Origin of the sequence: Kitasatospora sp. NPDC056273 (genome assembly GCF_042268845.1) — a bacterium.
Taxonomy (GTDB): domain Bacteria; phylum Actinomycetota; class Actinomycetes; order Streptomycetales; family Streptomycetaceae; genus Kitasatospora.
The window spans coordinates 1-16,694 of sequence record NZ_JBHJSJ010000076.1 but is presented as its reverse complement, the minus strand read 5'-3'; the positions used below and the strand labels follow the sequence as shown (position 1 = coordinate 16,694).

At 73.4% G+C, this 16,694-nt stretch carries 19 protein-coding genes and 1 pseudogene; 16 read left to right on the top strand and 4 right to left on the bottom strand.

Translation table 11 applies throughout. The annotated features are described in order from the left end of the window. Positions 1-244: 244 nt before the first annotated feature. The 4 genes and pseudogenes from ACFCY1_RS37870 to ACFCY1_RS37855 all read left to right on the top strand — a co-directional run. Positions 245-721, top strand: a pseudogene (locus tag ACFCY1_RS37870) (glycoside hydrolase family 15 protein); the annotation flags it as partial. Between the two features lie 285 nt (positions 722-1,006). Next, positions 1,007-3,178 carry a catalase gene (locus ACFCY1_RS37865; RefSeq protein WP_117485519.1) on the top strand — a complete coding sequence of 724 codons (2,172 nt, stop codon included), beginning with the start codon at positions 1,007-1,009 and terminating at the stop codon, positions 3,176-3,178. A 217-nt stretch (positions 3,179-3,395) separates the two neighbouring features. Next, the gene (locus ACFCY1_RS37860) at positions 3,396-4,352 is read left to right on the top strand and encodes a TIGR03557 family F420-dependent LLM class oxidoreductase (protein ID WP_049649638.1); all 957 of its coding nucleotides are present in this window, start codon (positions 3,396-3,398) and stop codon (positions 4,350-4,352) included. A 292-nt stretch (positions 4,353-4,644) separates the two neighbouring features. Continuing rightward, the gene (locus ACFCY1_RS37855; protein ID WP_375877467.1) at positions 4,645-5,460 is read left to right on the top strand and encodes a ribonuclease BN; all 816 of its coding nucleotides are present in this window, start codon (positions 4,645-4,647) and stop codon (positions 5,458-5,460) included. 46 nt (positions 5,461-5,506) lie between these two features. On the opposite strand, the gene ACFCY1_RS37850 is transcribed toward ACFCY1_RS37855, so the two are convergent. Continuing rightward, complete coding sequence (locus ACFCY1_RS37850; protein WP_375877466.1) at positions 5,507-6,241, bottom strand: class I SAM-dependent methyltransferase; 735 nt, start codon at positions 6,239-6,241, stop codon at positions 5,507-5,509. Positions 6,242-6,251: 10 nt separating this feature from the next. Continuing rightward, complete coding sequence (locus tag ACFCY1_RS37845; RefSeq protein WP_049649640.1) at positions 6,252-6,473, bottom strand: HAD family hydrolase; 222 nt, start codon at positions 6,471-6,473, stop codon at positions 6,252-6,254. 125 nt (positions 6,474-6,598) lie between these two features. Between ACFCY1_RS37845 and ACFCY1_RS37840 the strand changes: the two genes are divergently transcribed. From ACFCY1_RS37840 to ACFCY1_RS37800, 9 genes are all read left to right on the top strand, one after another. Then, positions 6,599-7,345 carry an SDR family oxidoreductase gene (locus tag ACFCY1_RS37840; protein ID WP_375877465.1) on the top strand — a complete coding sequence of 249 codons (747 nt, stop codon included), beginning with the start codon at positions 6,599-6,601 and terminating at the stop codon, positions 7,343-7,345. A 2-nt stretch (positions 7,346-7,347) separates the two neighbouring features. Continuing rightward, complete coding sequence (locus tag ACFCY1_RS37835) at positions 7,348-7,671, top strand: hypothetical protein (RefSeq protein ID WP_049649641.1); 324 nt, start codon at positions 7,348-7,350, stop codon at positions 7,669-7,671. A gap of 351 nt (positions 7,672-8,022) precedes the next feature. Next, a complete protein-coding gene (locus ACFCY1_RS37830; protein WP_117485513.1) occupies positions 8,023-8,478 on the top strand; it encodes a hypothetical protein in 456 nt (151 codons plus the stop codon). Continuing rightward, positions 8,475-8,765: a monovalent cation/H+ antiporter complex subunit F gene (locus tag ACFCY1_RS37825; protein WP_053111949.1), complete on the top strand. Its 291-nt coding sequence runs from the start codon at positions 8,475-8,477 to the stop codon at positions 8,763-8,765. The genes ACFCY1_RS37830 and ACFCY1_RS37825 overlap by 4 nt, the downstream gene beginning before the upstream one ends. Before the next feature lie 49 nt (positions 8,766-8,814). Further along, positions 8,815-9,117, top strand: a complete 303-nt coding sequence (locus ACFCY1_RS37820; RefSeq protein WP_159028339.1) for a monovalent cation/H(+) antiporter subunit G — start codon at positions 8,815-8,817, stop codon at positions 9,115-9,117. After that, positions 9,114-9,404, top strand: a complete 291-nt coding sequence (locus tag ACFCY1_RS37815) for a DUF4040 domain-containing protein (RefSeq protein WP_049649644.1) — start codon at positions 9,114-9,116, stop codon at positions 9,402-9,404. Before ACFCY1_RS37820 ends, ACFCY1_RS37815 begins: the two co-directional genes overlap by 4 nt. Then, complete coding sequence (locus ACFCY1_RS37810; RefSeq protein WP_049649645.1) at positions 9,401-10,153, top strand: MnhB domain-containing protein; 753 nt, start codon at positions 9,401-9,403, stop codon at positions 10,151-10,153. The genes ACFCY1_RS37815 and ACFCY1_RS37810 overlap by 4 nt, the downstream gene beginning before the upstream one ends. Beyond that, positions 10,153-10,500 (top strand): sodium:proton antiporter, encoded by a 348-nt coding sequence (locus ACFCY1_RS37805; RefSeq protein WP_049649646.1) that lies wholly within the window; start codon positions 10,153-10,155, stop codon positions 10,498-10,500. The genes ACFCY1_RS37810 and ACFCY1_RS37805 overlap by 1 nt, the downstream gene beginning before the upstream one ends. 2 nt (positions 10,501-10,502) lie before the next feature. Beyond that, the gene (locus ACFCY1_RS37800) at positions 10,503-12,311 is read left to right on the top strand and encodes a complex I subunit 5 family protein (RefSeq protein ID WP_049649647.1); all 1,809 of its coding nucleotides are present in this window, start codon (positions 10,503-10,505) and stop codon (positions 12,309-12,311) included. Positions 12,312-12,325: 14 nt separating this feature from the next. Here the strand turns inward: ACFCY1_RS37800 and ACFCY1_RS37795 are convergent, their stop codons facing one another. Beyond that, entirely contained in the window at positions 12,326-12,532 is a 207-nt protein-coding gene (locus tag ACFCY1_RS37795; RefSeq protein ID WP_117485509.1) for a hypothetical protein, read from the bottom strand. Positions 12,533-13,137: 605 nt separating this feature from the next. Here ACFCY1_RS37795 and ACFCY1_RS37790 point away from each other — a divergent pair. After that, positions 13,138-13,371 carry a DUF6296 family protein gene (locus ACFCY1_RS37790; protein WP_375877464.1) on the top strand — a complete coding sequence of 78 codons (234 nt, stop codon included), beginning with the start codon at positions 13,138-13,140 and terminating at the stop codon, positions 13,369-13,371. Between the two features lie 122 nt (positions 13,372-13,493). Here ACFCY1_RS37790 and ACFCY1_RS37785 read toward each other — a convergent pair whose 3' ends face one another. Further along, entirely contained in the window at positions 13,494-15,560 is a 2,067-nt protein-coding gene (locus ACFCY1_RS37785; protein WP_375877463.1) for a YbdK family carboxylate-amine ligase, read from the bottom strand. Between the two features lie 206 nt (positions 15,561-15,766). Here ACFCY1_RS37785 and ACFCY1_RS37780 point away from each other — a divergent pair, with 206 nt between their 5' ends. Next, entirely contained in the window at positions 15,767-16,423 is a 657-nt protein-coding gene (locus ACFCY1_RS37780) for a HemK2/MTQ2 family protein methyltransferase (protein ID WP_049649650.1), read from the top strand. Further along, positions 16,407-16,664, top strand: a complete 258-nt coding sequence (locus ACFCY1_RS37775) for a CDGSH iron-sulfur domain-containing protein (RefSeq protein ID WP_049649651.1) — start codon at positions 16,407-16,409, stop codon at positions 16,662-16,664. Before ACFCY1_RS37780 ends, ACFCY1_RS37775 begins: the two co-directional genes overlap by 17 nt. The last annotated feature ends 30 nt before the right edge of the window (positions 16,665-16,694 follow it).

Sequence of the window (16,694 nt, the reverse complement as noted above, 5' to 3'; positions counted from 1 at the left end):
CCGGAACCCCGACTGGTCGCCGCCGGGCCCCGTCCAGGGCAGCGTCTGTGCCGAGCCCGGCATGCCCGCCCACGGCCTGCGGGCCGGCAGGTGATTCCGCACGGACACCGGGCGGTATCACCCACGGCGGTTTCATCGCGGCGCGAGCGGTTAGCCGCTCTCCGGGCCTCGTTCGCCCACCAGGAGCCACGCCCGCGCTGTGGAGGAGTTCGGTGATGAAGGTTTCCGACTACGTGCCGCCGGCTGGGAGGCGCTGGCGGATGCGATCCTCGCGGAGACCTCCGCCGACTGCCTGCACCCCACCGGCCGGTGGCAGCGCTCCCCAGGCCGGACGGGCGTGGACGCGGCCCTGCTGCTGCCCGCCATCCGCGGCGCCCTGCCTGCCGAAGACCCGCGCGCCGTCGCCACCCTGCGAGCGGTGCGCGCCGATCTCGCGCAGGACCACCACGTCTACCGGTTCCGCCACGACCGGAGACCCCTTCAGGACGCCGAGGGCGCCTTCCTGCTGTGCGGATTCGTCATGGCCCTGGCGGAACACCAGCAGCACAACGACGTCGAAGCCGTGCGCTGGTTCGAACGCAACCGTGCCGCCTGCGGTCCGCCCGGCCTCTATGCGGAGGAGTTCGACGTCGCCCAGCGCCAGCTGCGCGGCAACCTGCCCCAAGCGTTCGTCCACGGGTTGATGCTCGAAGCCGCCGCGACGCTCGCACCCGGTCACTGAGCCCGTTGTGATCCGCCGCACCCGCGTGTCGGAGCAGCAGCGACCGCTGCGGGGTCTCGCCCGCTCGGCCCTGCCTGGCCTACTGCCCCCGCGGTTGTGCGAGCGCGCATGGCGGCGGTGTTCGCCTGCGTACGGCTTCGGGCTGCAGGACTGCCCCGGCGCCTCCAGGCTCCAGGCTCCAAGCCGGGCGCGAAGGTTTGAGCCGTTGTCCGGCGGGCAGCCGCGCCCCACAGCGCGGGCGGCCGTGAGCCGCCTCGCACCGACCTCAGGACGGAGGGCTTTGAGATGACCACCAATCCCGGACCGCCTGGAGGACGCCCCCAGCCGCCCCCGGTCACGGAGGCTCCCCATCCAGGCCCTCCCTCGGGGGGCGAGCGCGATGCCAAGGACATCGCGCTGGACGCCTTCCGGGCCCCGGAGCCGGACGGTGCGCTCACCACCGATCAGGGGATCCGGGTCGACGACACCGACAACTCCCTGACCGTGGGCGAGCGTGGCCCGACGCTGTTGGAGGACTTCCACCTGCGGGAGAAGCTCACCCGCTTCGACCACGAGCGCATTCCCGAGCGGGTGGTGCACGCCCGCGGTGCCGGCGCGTACGGTTTCTTCGAACCGTACGAGTCGCTGGCCGAGTTCACCTGCGCCGACTTCCTCCAGGAGGCCGGCCGCCGGACCCCGGTGTTCGTCCGCTTCTCGACCGTCCAGGGGCCGCGCGGCTCCGCCGACACGGTGCGCGACGTCCGCGGCTTCGCCACCAAGTTCTACACCCGGCAGGGCAATTACGACCTGGTCGGCAACAACATGCCGGTGTTCTTCATCCAGGACGCGATCAAGTTCCCCGACTTCGTGCACGCGGTGAAGATGGAGCCGCACAACGAGATCCCCACCGGCGGCACCGCACACGACACGTTCTGGGACTTCTGTTCGCTGCAGCCCGAGTCCACCCACATGCTGATGTGGGCGATGTCGGACCGGGCGATCCCGCGCAGCTTCCGGATGATGCAGGGCTTCGGCGTGCACACCTTCCGCCTCGTGACCGCCGACGGGCGCGCCACCTTCGTCAAGTTCCACTGGAAGCCAAAACTCGGCGTCGCGTGCCAGGTCTGGGACGAGGCCCAGATCACCGCCGGCCGCGACCCCGACTTCCACCGCCGGGACCTGTGGGAGGCGATCGAGGCCGGCGAGTTCCCGGAGTGGGAGCTCGGCGTCCAGCTGATCCCGGAGAAGGACGAGTTCTCGTTCCCGTTCGACCTGCTGGACCCGACGAAGCTGGTGCCGGAGGAACTCGTGCCGGTGCGGCCGGTCGGCCGGATGGTCCTCGACCGGAACCCGGAGAACTTCTTCGCCGAGACCGAGCAGGTCGCCTTCCACACCGCCAACGTCGTTCCCGGCATCGACTTCACCAACGACCCGCTGCTGCAGGGCCGCAACTTCTCCTACCTGGACACCCAGTTGATCCGCCTGGGCGGCCCCAACTTCTCCCAACTGCCGGTCAACCGTCCGCTCGCCGAGGTGCGCACCGACCAGCGCGACGGCTACGGCCAGCAGGTGATCCACTCCGGGACGAGCTACGCGCCGAACTCGGTCGGCGGCGGATGCCCGGCCACCCTGGGCGGCGGGCGCCTCGCCGAGGGGGTGTTCGAGCACTATCAGGAGCGTGTCGACGGGCAGGCGATCCGCCGGCGCAGTCCGAGCTTCGCCGACCACTACGGCCAGGCCGCGCTGTTCTGGCGCAGCATGGCCGGCTGGGAGCAGGAGCACATCATCGCCGCGTTCTCCTTCGAGCTCGGCAAGGTCGGGGACCAGGCCGTGCGGCACCGGATGGTCGCCAACCTGGCCCGTGTCGATCAGGAGCTGGCTGTGGAGGTCGCCCGCCGCATCGGCGAACCCGAGCCCGCGCCCGAGCCCGCACCGGACCGGCCCACCGGCGACCGCGAAGCCGGAGCAGTGGGGGAGCGGGTCTCGCCCGCGCTGAGCCTGGAGAACCTGCACGGCCACGGCATCCGTACCCGCAAGGTCGCCGTCCTGGTGGCGCAGGGCGTGGACGCCGCCCAGGTGCGGGCGGCGCGCACCGCCCTGCGGGCCGAGGGCGCCACGGTGGAGACCCTGGCCCGGTACGGCGGGAGCGTGGCCGGCAGCGACGGCCAGGACGTGGAGGTCGACCGGGCGTTGGCGACCACCGCCTCGGTGCTGTACGACGCCGTGGTCGTCCCGGACGGCGCAGAGGACGTGCTGGTCGTGGAACCGGACGCCGTCCGGTTCGTCAACGAGGCACTGCGGCACGGCAAACCGGTGGCCGCGCTCGGCACCGGCACGGCGCTCCTGCGGGCCGCAGGGGCCCGCGAGGCGGAGCAGCTCGCCGGGGTCGCCCTGTGCGGCCCGGACCGGCAGCCCGGCGCCTCGTTCTGGGAGGACTTCGTCCACCTGATCGAACAGCACCGGTTCCCGCAGCGCTGAACCCGAGCCCGAATCGCCCGCGCGACCTGCCCAGGAGGACGAGGTCGGTGGGCCCTGCCCCGTTCGCCGGCTTGGCCCGTTCGCGGTCGAGTCCGTCGGCCTGGTGGTGCTGTCAGGGAGCACTCGAAGGACCTTCGGCCTAGCGTGGTGGCGACAGTGCCCGGGGGCCGCCGCCGCCCGAGGCGGGGGAGGACGTTCACGAAGGAGCGGATTCCGATTGACCGAGTACGGCTACTTCCTGTCGTGTGAGGAGTTCACCCCCGCGGAGCTGATCGACCAGGCCCGTCGCGCGCAGCAGGCCGGGTTCACCCGGTTGGCGGTCTCCGATCACTTCCATCCGTGGAACGACGCGCAGGGCAACAGCGCGTTCGTGTGGTCGGTGATCGGGGCGCTGTCGCAGGCCGTCTCGCTGCCGGTCACCACGCTGGTGACCTGTCCGACGGTGCGGCTGCATCCGGCGGTGACCGCGCAGGCCGCCGCGACCTCCAGCGTTCTGCTGGGTGGGCGTTTCGCTCTCGGTGTCGGGACGGGGGAGGCGTTGAACGAGCACGTGCACGGCGATGCGTGGCCGTCCTTCGAGGTACGGGCCGAGATGCTGGAGGAGGCCGTCGAGGTGATGCGCGAGTTGTTCACCGGGGAACCGGTCAGCCACCGCGGCCGGCACTACACCGTCGACAACGCCCGCCTGTACACCGTCCCCGACCAGCCGCTGCCGGTCTACGTCTCGGCGTTCGGGCCGAAGGCCGCCGAGTTGGCCGGCCGGATCGGGGACGGTTTCGTCACCATGACCCCGGACGCCGACCTCGTGGGCGCGTTCCGCGAGGCCGGGGGCCAGGGCAAGAAGGTGGTGGGCGGCGTGAAGGTGTGCTGGAGCAGCAACCGGGAAACGGCCGTGGACGTGGTGCACCGGCTGTGGCCGACCGAGCTGCTGCCCGGCGAGCTCGCCCAGCTCCTGCCCACCCCGGCGCACTTCGAACAGGCAAGTCAGCTCGTCACCCGCGACATGGTTGCCGACGCGGTCACCTGCGGCGACGACGTGGAGCAGCACGTGGAGACAGCGCGCGCATATGAGCGCGCCGGGTTCGACGAGGTCTACGTCGGACAGATCGGCCCCGATCAGGAGGTCTTCTTCGACGCCTACCGTGAGCTGGTCCTGCCCGCCCTGAACCGCTGACCCGGTCTGTCCGACCTATGGCCGCTGAAGCCGCGTCCGCACACGGGAGAGGCCCCGCTACAGGGTCCGGCCCCGGCAGGTGGCCCCTTCGGGCGCAGACGCCTTCGAGAGGCAGAGGTGGTTGCGGCGGCACGGCAGGGTACTTCGCGGCGCCGGGGCGCTCGGCGCCGGCCGGATGCCCCGGGTTCTGGCACCTGACCGGCGTGCGAAGGCGTGCACTGTGAGAGCGGTCTGGCACCGGTTGCGCTTTGTGTGCGGGCGGGCGTGGGGGCGCGGGTTGGAGATCGAGCTGATGCAGCGTTCGCTGGCCTTCGCCGCGCTGTTCTTCGTGACCCTGGTGCCGTTGCTCATGGTCATCGCGGCGGCTTCCCCTGCCCGCGGCAACGGGATCGCCCAGTGGATCACCGACGGCCTGGGGCTGTCGCCGCGCGGTGGCCAGGCCGTCGAGACGCTGTTCGGTTCACGCGGGCAGGTCCTCAGCACGACCACCGGGTTCAGCCTCGCCGCGCTGGCTTTCTTCGGCGTCTCGCTGACGGGTGCGATGCAGGGCGCCTACGAGCGGATCTGGGGCCTGCCGCGAGGACCGTGGCACCGGGTGGGGCGCCAGGTCGTCGCGCTGGCCGGGGTGACCGGCTACCTCGTCCTCGCGGCCTGGAGCGGCGTGCCCTGGCAGCACACCGCCGTCCAACCGACCCTGCGGATCCTCGCCACGGTGCTGGGCGGTCTGCTGCTGTTCTGGTGGCTTCCGCGCTTCCTGCTCGGGGCCCGTGCCCCGCGGCGAGGGCTGGTGCCCGGGGCGGTGGCCACGATGGTCGCCCTGGCCGGTCTCCGGCTGTTCTCCCGGCTGGTCTTCGCCCCGCTACTGGTCTCCAACGCCGTTTCCTACGGCACGGTCGGCGCAGTCCTGGTGGTCCAGTCCTGGCTGATCGGGGTGGGCTTCACGGTGTACGGCGGAAGCCTCGTGGGGTGGGCGCTGTCCGGCGGCGACCGGTCAGCCGCGGGCGACGGTGGTGAGGGGGGCCGCGGCACACCGGCAGCCGGCGAGGAGCCGGCTGACGAGGCCGGCGGGGCGCCAGGCGGAACACCACCGGGCGAAGCGGACGACTGATCCGGTGCGGCACGGGACCAAGGCCCGCAGGCGGGCGAGGTCGGGTCTAGGGAGCGGGACGGCGAGCCGCCACCAGGTCGGATCCGGGCGCCCGCACAACACGCAGTCCTGCGGCATCGAGTTCCTCCGCGAGCTGTTCGGGCGGGACGGGCCACATGTCGAACGCCTCCCGGGCCTCGCGCAGGAGCTCCTGCGCGCGTTCGACGCGGTAGGTGAAGACCACGCGCAGGACGCCGCGATGGGGCCGTCGGGTGACGTCGGCGCTGTACAGGTCAGGACCCACCCGCACCGGGCCGAGCCGTCCCGCCGCCTCGCACCCGTCGGGCAGGCCGGCGGGCGGCGGATCGAACAGGAGCAGGCCACCGGGCAGGAGGGCTGCCGAGATCGCCTTCCAGGTGGCCCGCCTGGTCGGGGGATCCAGACAGGCGATCACGTTGGAGGCGACGGCCAGGTCCGCCACGGCCGTCAGGCCTGTCGCCGCGAGGGGCTCGGGGTGCACGGTGACGCGAGCGCGCTGGTCCGCCCCGAGGTGCGCCAGGCGCGACAGCAGGGCGGCGCGCATGGCCGGGGCCGGTTCGACGGCGTGGACGGGCACACCGGAGGCGCGCAGCAGGACCTCGGTGGCGGTGCCGGTGCCCGCGCCGACATCAAGGACGGCGTGGCGGGCCCGCGTGGCGGCCGCGGCGAAGCGCCGCTCGGCCAGACGGCGGTCGGTCTCGGCCTGCAGGAGATCGTAGAACTCCGCGGAGACCGTGTACCCGCCGTCGGGGGAGTCGTCCACGGCCGCGCGCTCAGCCGCGTACGGGCTGGAAGTGCGTCGGGTCCGCGAGGGCGCTGGAATCGAGGCGGGCAAGGAGGTCGCCGACATCGGTGTGGACCTCAAGGGCTCCCGCCGAGCGCAGGGCCCGCTCGCCGAAGCCGCCGGAGAGCACCGCCACGCCGGTGACCGGGGCTCCGGCGGCGGCCTGGACGTCCCACGGGGTGTCGCCGACGAACAGCGCCTCGCCTGGCATCGAAGCCTCCCTCACTCACGCCCCCGGCATGTCCACCCTGTCGACGCTACGGCCCGACGACCGGCCACGCACGCGGCGCGGCGCCGGGCCGTTTGCCCCGCTGTTTCCCGGAAACCCGAAGCAGTATGGAAACTTCCTGCCGGACCATCGTCATCTACGTCTACGCCACCCGGGCCGCCCTGGCCCGGATGCTGCCCCGCGATGCCGGGGTGATCGTGCAGGTCGGCTCGGCGATCGCCTACCGCGGCATTCCGCTGCAGAGCGCCTACAGCGGCGCCAAGCACGCCATCCAGGGCTTCAACGAGGCGCTGCGCTGCGAGCTGCTCGCTTCCGGTACTCGGGTGCGGACCACGATGGTGCAGATGCCGGCCGTCAACACCCCGCAGTTCGACTGGGTCCGGTCCCGCCTGCCCCGTCGGGCGCAGCCGGTTCCACCGATCTACCAGCCCGAGGTCGCTGCCCGCGCGGTGCTGTTCGCCGCCGACCACCCCGGGCGGAGGGAGTACTGGGTGGGCGGCAGTACGGTGGCGACCCTGGTGACGAACGCCGTCGTGCCCGGGCTGCTGGACCGCTACCTGGCCCGCACGGGCTTCGACTCCCAGCAGGAGGACCGTCGGCGCCGCGCCACGGACCCGGACAACCTGTTCGAGCCGGTGGACGCCCGGCGGGACTTCGGGGCGCACGGCCGGTTCGACGGCCGGGCCCGGGATCGCAGCCGCCAGCAGCAGGTGGCGCACGCCCTCGGCGGCCTCGCCGACGCGCTGGGGCGCGCGGCTGGACGGGTGCAAGCCGGTTTGCCCGGTGCCGGTAGCGGGTTCCTCTCACGGATGCGGGGAACACGCACCCCGCAGTCATCGGACAGGAGTGTGTGACCATGCCTCGCGGATCGAGTCCCAAACGGGAGCGGCAGTACGAGCACATCAAGGACAGTGCGCTGGAGCGCGGTGAGAGCGAGAAGCGCGCCGAGGAGATCGCCGCCCGCACCGTGAACAAGGAGCGGGCCCGGCACGGGGAGTCGAAGACCGCCAGCCGCAGCTCGCTGAAGGACATGTCCTCCTCCCGTCGCGGTGGGCTGCGGTCGCACAGCGGCGCCCAGGGGCCGACGAAGGAGCAGCTCTACAACGAGGCGAGGCAGCGCAACATCCACGGGCGCTCGAAGATGAACAAGAAGGAACTCGAACACGCCCTGGGCCGATAGGAGCTGGTCACCGTGGGTACCGTTCCCGTGCCGCCCGACCCCGATGTCACCCCGGTTCCGCCGTCGCCCAGCCCGCCGGAGCCGGTGGAGCCACCGGTGCCGCCGGATCCGCCCGCGCCTCCCGGAACGCCCGAACCGCCCCCTGAGCCGCCGGCCCCGCCCGGCCCGGGCGAGCCCGCGGAGCCTGCCCCTCCGGAGCCCGGGCACCCCCGCCCGTCGGAGCCTCCCGACTGACCCGGAGGCCATGACACGGCCGGGCGGTGGACGGCGTGCGCGGAGGCACCGCCTGCGCCGCGGAGTCGCCAGGTGGCCGGCAACCGAACAACGGCCCGGAGGACTACAGGAGGTCAGGTGCTCACCCGGCTGGTGGAGACCGTGGTGTGGGGTGCTGCCCTGACGGGGCTGACGGTGGTGTTCGTCAGCTCCGTCTCGCCCGTCGAGCTGCTGGTCGCCGTTCTCGCCGCGTCGGGCGGGGCGGTCGCGGCCCGCAGGATGCGTCTGGCCGCACGTGTCCGCGTCGGAGGAGGGCGTGGCGCGGTGCGTGCGCTCCTCGCGCTGCCGGGCTCGGTCGTGCGCGGTCTGGCCGTGCTGACGGCCGCGATGGCCCCCGGTCACGGAGACGGGAGGGTACGGCGCATCCGGCTGCGCCCCGGAGCGGGAGCCGGGTGGGCCGGCACGCTGCTCGCCGCCTCCCCGGACACCTGCGTGATCGACGTGCCCCGCGACGACGAGGTCGTCGTGCACGCTCTGCGCCCGACCGCGGGACCGGTCGAGGAGGCCGTGGCCCGCACGGACGGCGCGCGGTGAACGCCTGGACAGCGGCGGCCCTGGTCCTGTTGGCGATTCCCGCGCCGACGTGCCTGTGGGTCGCGGCGCGCGGCACCGCGGTGCGCCGACTGCTCGGGGCGTCGATGCTGTCGACCGTGGCCGGCGCGGTGTTCCTGCTGCTCCCGATGGCGTACGACCGGTCCTCCTATCAGGACCTCGCGCTGATGCTGGCCGTCCTGGCCCCCGCCGGCACCCTTGTCTTCGCCCGCTTCGTCGCCGGCCGCCGCCACGACGCGCACCCGTACGGTTCCACGCCCGAGAACTGACGAGACCCCGCCCGGCCGGCCAGACCGGGGGTGGGGGAGGGAGTTCGGATTGACGCCACGCCATGTGATCGTGCTCGTGCTGCTGTGGGCCGGCGTGGGGTGTGTGCTGCTGTCCGCGGCCGCGGTGCTGCGGCTGCGCGGAGCGCTGGCGCGCCTGCACGCCCTGGCCCCGGCCTCGGTGGCCGGTGTGCCGCTGATCGCCGCGGCCGTGGCAGTCGACCAGGGACCGGGCCGGGGGGCGGCCAAGACGCTGTTCATCGGCCTGGTCTTCGCCGTCGGCGGGACGGTCACCACGATCGCCGTCGGCCGTGCCACCCGTGAAGCCGAGGCCGAAGCGGTGAGCAGGCCGTGAACGCATGGCTGATCGGATTCGTCGTCGCCTTCGTCGTCCTCGCCGCCACCACGGCGGTCCTCACCCGTGACCCGGCCCGCCAGGCGGTCGTCCTCTCCGTGCTCGGTCTGGGCCTGGCGATGCTGTTCGCGGTGCTGCAGGCGCCCGACGTGGCGCTCTCCCAGCTCGCCGTGGGCACCGCGCTGACCCCGTTGCTGATCCTGCTGACCGTACGCAAGGTCACCCGCCGACCCACCCGCACCGACGACCGGGCCAGCGCCGGCGACAACGGGCGGGAACGGAAGTGACGGCCCGCGCCCGGCTGACGATGTTCCTGGCAGCGGCCGCCGTCATCGCCGCGTTCTTCACGGCCGCGTGCACTCACCTCCCGCCGTTCGGCACGGACAGCCATTCCTACGGGGACCGGGCGGTGGCGGCGGCGCTGGACCGGCGCACCGCCAACGTCGTCTCCGCCGTCAACTTCGACATCCGCGCCTTCGACACCCTCGGCGAGGAGTCCATCCTCTTCGGCACCGTGCTCGGGGCGACCCTGCTGCTGCGCCGGGCCCGCGACGAACGCCACCGCCGCGCCGAAGCGGAGCGGGTCATGCCCACGACCCGCCTCTTCGGCGCGCTGCTGCTACCGGTCACCCTGGTCGTGGGCGTCTACATCGTCGCGCACGGCCAGCTCAGCCCCGGCGGCGGCTTCCAGGGCGGTGTCGTCCTCGCCACCGCCCTGCACCTGGCCTACGTGGCCGCCGACTACCGGGCCCTGAAGCAGCTGCGCCCGCTCGCCGCCCTCGACGTCGCGGACTCGCTCGCCGCCGCCTCCTACAGCCTCGTCGGCCTGGCCGGCCTGATCGCAGGCGGCGCGTTCCTCAAGAACGTGCTGCCGCTGGGCACCTTCAACACCGTCACCTCCGGCGGCACCGTCCCGGTCCTCAACGCCGCGGTCGGCGTCGAGGTCGCCTGCGGCCTGATCGCCCTGCTCGCACACTTCCTCGACCAGGCCGTCGAACTCACCGAACCCGACCAGCAGAGAGACGGAGACACCTGATGGGAACGTGGGTCTTCCTGGCCGCCGGATGGGTCCTGCTCATCGCCCTGTACGGCCTGGTCACCAGTCGCAACCTGATCCACGCCATCGGCTGCCTGGCCGTCGCCCAGTCCTCCACCTACCTCCTGCTCCTCGCCGTCGGCTACCGCCGCGGCGCGACCGCCCCCGTCTACTCCGACCTCACCCCCGGAACCCGCCCCGTCGTCGACCCCGTCGTGCAGGCCCTCGCCCTGACCGACGTCGTGGTCGGCGCGACCGTCACCGCGCTGTTGCTCGCCCTCACCATCCAGTTGCGCAAACGGCACCACACCGTCGACCCGCAGGCCCTCACCGGCCTCAAGGGCTGACCGTGACCGAAGCAGCCCTGCTGCCGCTCGCGGTGGCCATTCCCCTGCTCGGCGCCGCACTGCTCGCCGTCGCCGGCCGCAGACTTCCCCGGACCGGTTGCGACATCCTGGCCACCACCTGCGCCGGTGCCGAGGCAGCGTGCCTCGCCCTGCTCTGGGCGCGCACCGACGGGCGCCTCGTCACCGCCGACCTGGGCGGCTGGCCCGCCCGCCTCGGCATCGTGCTCGCCGCCGACCCCATCGGCGCCGGACTCGCGCTGCTCGTCGCCGTCCTGGTCCTCGCGGTCGTCGTCTACGCCTGGCGGTACTTCGACGAACCCACCGGCGAGCACGCCGGCGCCTTCCCCGCCCTGATCCTGCTGTTCGAAGCCGGCATGGCCGGCTTCGCGCTCACCGGCGACCTGTTCAACGCCTTCGTCTTCTTCGAACTCATGGGAGCCGCCGCCTACGCCCTGACCGGCTACCGCATCGAGGACCCCCGCCCGCTCCAGGGGGCGCTCACCTTCGGCATCGTCACCTCCTTCGCCGCCTACTGCTCCCTGCTCGGCATCGGCCTCCTCTACGCCCGCACCGGCGAACTCAACCTCGCCCGCCTCGGCCGGCAGCTCGCCGGCCACCACACCGACGTGCTGACCGTGGCCGCGTTCGCCCTGATCGCCACCGCCCTGCTGGTCAAGGCCGCCGCCGTGCCGTTCCACTTCTGGCTGCCCGACGCGCACGCGGTGGCGCCCACCCCGGTGTGCATGCTGATGTCCGGCGCCATGGTCGAACTCGGCGTCTACGGCATCGCCCGCGTCTACTGGACCGTCTTCTCCGGCCCGGGCGGCATCCACCCCCAGGCCTTCCGCACCACCTTCACCGCGATCGGTCTGCTGACCGCACTCCTCGGCGCCCTGATGTGCTGGCAGCAGCGCCACCTCAAGCGCCTGCTCGCGTTCTCCACCATCAGCCACGTCGGCCTGTTCCTCATCGCTGTCGCCCTGCTCACCCCCGACGGCGCCACCGGCACCGCGGTGTACGTCGCCGCGCACGGCCTGGTGAAGGCCGCGCTGTTCGCCCTCACCGGTGTACTGCTGGACCGGTACGGCTCCGTCGATGAACACGGGCTGCACGGCAAGGCACGCGACCTGCGCACCGTCGGCGTGCTGTTCGTGGTCGGCGCCCTGGCCCTGGCCGGCATGCCGCCGTTCGGTACCGGCCTTGGCAAGGCCCTGAGCGAGGAGGCCGCCGGCCACTGGCAGCCGTGGCTGCCCGCCGTGTTCGTCGCGGCCTCCGCCGCCACCGGCGCGGCCGCTCTCCGCGCGGCCCTGCGGATCTTCTTCGGCGCCGGCCCGGCCCCACAGAGCCGACCGGACGGGGACGAGACCACCGGCGAGGGCGAGGAACCCGAAATCCGCTCCCCGCAGCGCGCCTTGCCGCGAACCATGACGATCGTCCCGGCCGGTCTGATCGGCCTCGCCGTCCTCGTCGGTTCCCTACCCGCCATCCCCGCCGCCCTCGCCCGTGGCGCGGCCGTCTTCACCGACCCCGACGGCTACAGCGCCGTCGTCCTCACCCAGGCCAACACGCCGCCCGGACCCGTGCCGGCCGCGGACTGGACCGTGACCGGGGTGCTGCTGGGCCTGCTGTCCGCAGCCGTCGCCCTGGCCCTGGCCACGGCCGCCCTCCATCGGTCCGCCGCCGACCGGCACGCGGCTGCCCGAGCCGTACGGGCGCTGCGCCGCCTGCATTCCGGACACCTCGGCGACTACCTCGCCTGGCTCGCCCTCGGCGTCGCGGTGCTGTGCGTCGCGATCGCCGCCCAGACCTGAATCCTCCCAGGGTCCTACAGCCGCTCCTCCATCCCGATGGCTGCCTTCAGATCCTCGTAAGCCTGACCGCGCTTGCCTTCACGCTGCTCCAGCATCGCCCGGACGATCGCATCCAGCCTGTGCTGGATGGATACCGTCCCCGGTGGGTCGCGGGCGCGGCAACACGCTACACGGTGCCCTCCGCAGGCGGCGATCGCCGTCAGCCCGTCGCCGTCGCCCACGGCGTTGCCCGCGGACAGGCGGGGCGGGAGGCCTCTGGGCAGCGAGGATGCGGGGTGGGGGGTTACCCCGATTGGCGTGGTGCCTCAAGGGTGTCGTCGAGGCCGGTCGGGCGGGCGACTCAGGCGGCCCCGGACGGTGGATTCCGAGCGCGGCGGGGCAGGATCACAAGCGGACAGCTTCCCTCGCGCGAGGAGGCCGGTCATGTCCCCCCACTACCGTCCGCTGAGGGCGTGCGCCTGTCGGGCCCCGCGGACCACGACCGCAGACCTGCCCGGGAGAGCCGGCAGCGCCCGCCTGGACGGCAAGGCCGACCATGATCAGCGCGGCGGGTTGGAGGACGCCTTGGCGCGCTCGGTCAAGGAGGGCATGCCCTGTGTGATCGTCGACTTGCCCCGTCTCCTGTCGCGCGACTCCACTCGTCCTGACGCTCTGCTCCCAGTGCGCTTCACCGTGTACGCCGCCGCAACCGCCCCGGTGGTGGCCGCTTCGTTCCCTCAGACCCGGCGCCTGCGGCAGATCACCGGCGCAGACGAGATCTTCACCCGTCCGCGACACCGTCCGCGCCCTCACAGACGCCGGCGCACCCTGCAGAATGAGGCCCGCCATGGACATCCCTGAACGCTACGCGATCACCCTGCCGGGCCCACCAGGAGCGCATCGTCCGCCCGAGATCGTCGTTGTCCACGTCATCGGCGACAGGACACCCGACGGTACCCCGATCTACGCCGACGACACCGGAGCCTTCCGGGTCGAGATCCAAGCCGGTGTGGCCAGGCCCCTGGACGTCGCCACAGGGCCGGGCCAGCACACCTGCCTGCGCGCCACCCCGCTGACCTGACCGCGGCGTTGCCGGCCAGGCGTGATCGGCATCTCCCGTTCGGGGTCGTACATGTCGTCGTCCGGGAAGCAGCCGTGGCGCATCCGAGCGGAAACAGCGGATTCAGGCAGTGGACCCCCCGGTCAAAGCCCCGGGGCGTAGGGGGCGATTCCGATGATGAGGATGTCGCGGCGCCCTTCGTTCCCGTCGTCGCCGAGGCGGACCGGGCCGACGTAGTGGCTGACGCGCCGGTCGTGGACGCCGTAGCCGTCCAGCGGCTCGGTCAGTACGAAGCGGTCGTGGATCGCTTCCGGGGGCAGCGCGTCGGGTTGCCGGCCGGCGCTCTCCGGGGTGGCGATGACGTTCTCGCCGCCCTTCACGTTCCGGCGGCCGATCAGGTGGGCGAAGGTGAAGGTGGCCGGTGAACCGCCGTCCTGATGCAGGCAGTTCGGTGAGGACACCGCCTCCTGGTCCTGGTCGTGGACGCCGAGCGAGATCAGGTGGATGCCGACGTAGACGGGGACGCGGCGCAGGTCCTCCAGCCACAGGGCACGGTCCAGGTCGGCATGGACGAGGGCGTCGAGCAGCCGGTTGCGGTGCAGGGCTTCCGGGATGTCGGGCAGCCGGCGCCGCACCCGGGGGTACTCGGGGTTGTGCTCGTCCTGCCAGTACTCCGTGACGGTGCCGAACTCCTCGTCGGGGGTGCCCGGGATGTAGGAGAGCTCGCCGGTCCAGGGCAGGTGGACGGCGTGCGAATAGCGGCGGAAGCGGTGGGTCTCACGGGCGTACGGATCCGGCGGCAGGTCCTGGTAGGAGTCGGCGAGCCGGGTGAAGTCCTCGGCCAGGGCCACGGTGTCGATGCCGAGGTCGGCGGCGTTCAGGCGGGCGTACCCGTCACGGCGCACCCGCCCGCCGCGCTCCGGCGGGCGTCCGTGCTGCTCCGGTCTGTCGTCCATCGGCTTCTCCGGGTGGTCGCGGGCGTCCGTGGAGATGGGGCCGCGTGCCCCTCCGGCTTCCTCCACGCTGACACACCCGTCGGGGTCGCGCCCCTGGGGTGACCGCTGTGCGGATGACCGGGGCGGGACGGCCTGCGGGCTGGTCATGCAGGTCGCGAGGTCGTCCACGACCGCCGACAGGCCGCCGGCCCGGTGTGCGGCGCGCTGGCGGTGGGCGCCGCTGCCCCGGGCGGCCAGCCGGTCGACGAAGGCGGCGACCCGCTCCAGGTCCCCCAGCTCCTCCAGCGCGGGGCCGATGTGCTCGACGAGCCTCCGTGCGCGTTCCGGGGCGGGCAGGACGCGTCCGGTCAGCGCATCCGCTCCCGGCCCCGGCCAGCCGTCGCGGGTCGCGTACCAGTACGAGCCGCGCAACAGCTCACCGCGAAGCTGCGGTCCCTTGTCGCCGCGCTCCGCCAGGCGGGCGGAGGTCACCACCAGGCCGCGCACGACGGCCGCCAGGGCCACCGAGTCGGCGGACTCGGCCGGAACGTCCATGCACCGCACTTCCAGCGTCGGCAGGCGCGGGTGCGGCCGGGTGTCCCAGAACGGCAGGTCGGCGAAGGAGCTCCCGCCGACCTCCGCCATCGCGGCGGCGACGCGCCGGTAGTCGTCGAAGGACTCGACCCACGGTGGCGGTCCGAGGGAGGGGAAGCGCAGCCGCAGCACCGAGCGCCAGCTCGCGTACCGGGTGTCCCGTCCGGCGTGGAAGGGCGAGTTGGCGCTCATCTCCACCAGCAGCGGCAGCCACGGGCGCAGATGGTTGCCGACCAGGGCCGCCACCTCGCGGTCGGGCAGGCAGACGTGGACGTGCAGGGCGCAGACGGCGAAGTCGTCCATCAGGCCGCGGAACAGTTCCACCCCGTCCAGGTACCGGGGGTGGTGGCCCACCGGCACCACGCCGCCGCCCCCGATCACGGGCGTCGCACTGGGGCACACGGCCAGGCCCTCGGCCTCGGCGCACGCGGCGAGCTCGCGGCGCAACCGGGCCAGCTGGGCGGACAGCTCGCGCATGGTGGCGCACGGCGGTGTCCGCACCTCGACCTGGAGGTCCGTGAACTCACCGGACACCAGGTCCCCCAGCACGCCCGCGGCGCGGGCGGCCAGCCGCGGGCCCGCGGGAACCACGGCCCGGGACACGGGGTCCACGAGGAAGTGCTCCTCCTCCACGCCCACCGTCGGCGTCGGCCCCCGGCCACGGCCCGCAGTGCCTGCCACGGGCTGCCGAGCTCCTCGCGCGCCCGGGGCGCCGCTGCCGTCCACCTGACCAGAGTCCCTTCTCCCGGCCACGTCGGCATCACGGATCCGGGGTCCGGCCCGAAGACGAGCGCTCGGGGCGGACCCGAGCAGACGCTCGGGACAAGTCCCGGTACGAGCCGCCGTGCGGCAGGTGTGAACCGTGCCGGGCCGGGCAACCGCTCGGCATGCTGCTGATCCGCCCGCCCGGGGTCTACGCGCCCCAGGGCGACACCGAACTGCTGGCCGCCTGTGTGCGCCGGGAGCCGCTGGACGGCTCCAGCCGGGTGCTCGACCTCTGCACCGGGACCGGGGCCGTCGCGATCACGGCGGCGCGCAGCGGGGCCCTGGTCACGGCGGTGGACCTGTCCGCCAGGGCGGTGGCCACCGCCTGGTGCAACGCCCGGCTGCACCACGACCGGGTCCGGCTGCGCCGGGGGGACCTTCTGGCCCCGCTGCCCGGTGAACGCTTCGACCTGGTGACCGCGAATCCCCCGTACGTCCCGACGGACCCGGACGGCGCGGCTCCCGGCCGGGGCGCCGCGCTGGCCTGGGACGCCGGACCGGACGGACGGCTGGTCCTGGACCGGATCTGCCGGACGGTTCCCGGGGTGCTGGCCGAGGGCGGCGTGCTGCTGGTCGTGCAGTCCGCGCTCGCGGGCGTGCCGGCCACCCTGGCGCTCCTGCGCGCGGCCGCGCTGCGCACAGAGGTGGCGGCTCGGCGGCGGCAGCCCTTCGGGCCGGTGATGACGGCCCGGGCCGCCCTGTTCGAGCGGCTCGGAGTGATCCGGCCCGGCGAGCGCGAGGAGGAGTTGGTGGTGGTGCGCGGTGTCCGCGGGCGCTGATCGCTACGCCACCCGGGTGGTCGTCGTGCCGGGCGGCCCTCTGCTGGTCGAGGGCCCGGTGGAGGTGGTCCTCCCCGACGGCACCCGGAGGCTGTCCGAGCGCCCGGTGGTGGCCCTGTGTGCCTGTCGGCGCAGCCGCACGTACCCGTTCTGCGACACCAGCCACCGGCGGCACGGACGGCCGCTGCGGGCCCGGGAGCAGGGCCCGCGCGACTCGGACGGTGCGGCCGGTGGGAGGTGAGCGGACGGACGGTCCGCACCGCTCACCGCG

What these genes read in the sequence shown, in the direction of transcription:
- ACFCY1_RS37840 (WP_375877465.1), top strand. Translation starts at nt 6,599, where the DNA reads ATGGAAACTTCCTGCCGGACCATCGTCATCTACGTCTACGCCACCCGG.
- ACFCY1_RS37845 (WP_049649640.1), bottom strand. Translation starts at nt 6,473, where the DNA reads ATGCCAGGCGAGGCGCTGTTCGTCGGCGACACCCCGTGGGACGTCCAG.
- ACFCY1_RS37780 (WP_049649650.1), top strand. Translation starts at nt 15,767, where the DNA reads ATGCTGCTGATCCGCCCGCCCGGGGTCTACGCGCCCCAGGGCGACACC.
- ACFCY1_RS37790 (WP_375877464.1), top strand. Translation starts at nt 13,138, where the DNA reads ATGGACATCCCTGAACGCTACGCGATCACCCTGCCGGGCCCACCAGGA.
- ACFCY1_RS37805 (WP_049649646.1), top strand. Translation starts at nt 10,153, where the DNA reads ATGGGAACGTGGGTCTTCCTGGCCGCCGGATGGGTCCTGCTCATCGCC.
- ACFCY1_RS37835 (WP_049649641.1), top strand. Translation starts at nt 7,348, where the DNA reads ATGCCTCGCGGATCGAGTCCCAAACGGGAGCGGCAGTACGAGCACATC.
- ACFCY1_RS37865 (WP_117485519.1), top strand. Translation starts at nt 1,007, where the DNA reads ATGACCACCAATCCCGGACCGCCTGGAGGACGCCCCCAGCCGCCCCCG.
- ACFCY1_RS37855 (WP_375877467.1), top strand. Translation starts at nt 4,645, where the DNA reads ATGCAGCGTTCGCTGGCCTTCGCCGCGCTGTTCTTCGTGACCCTGGTG.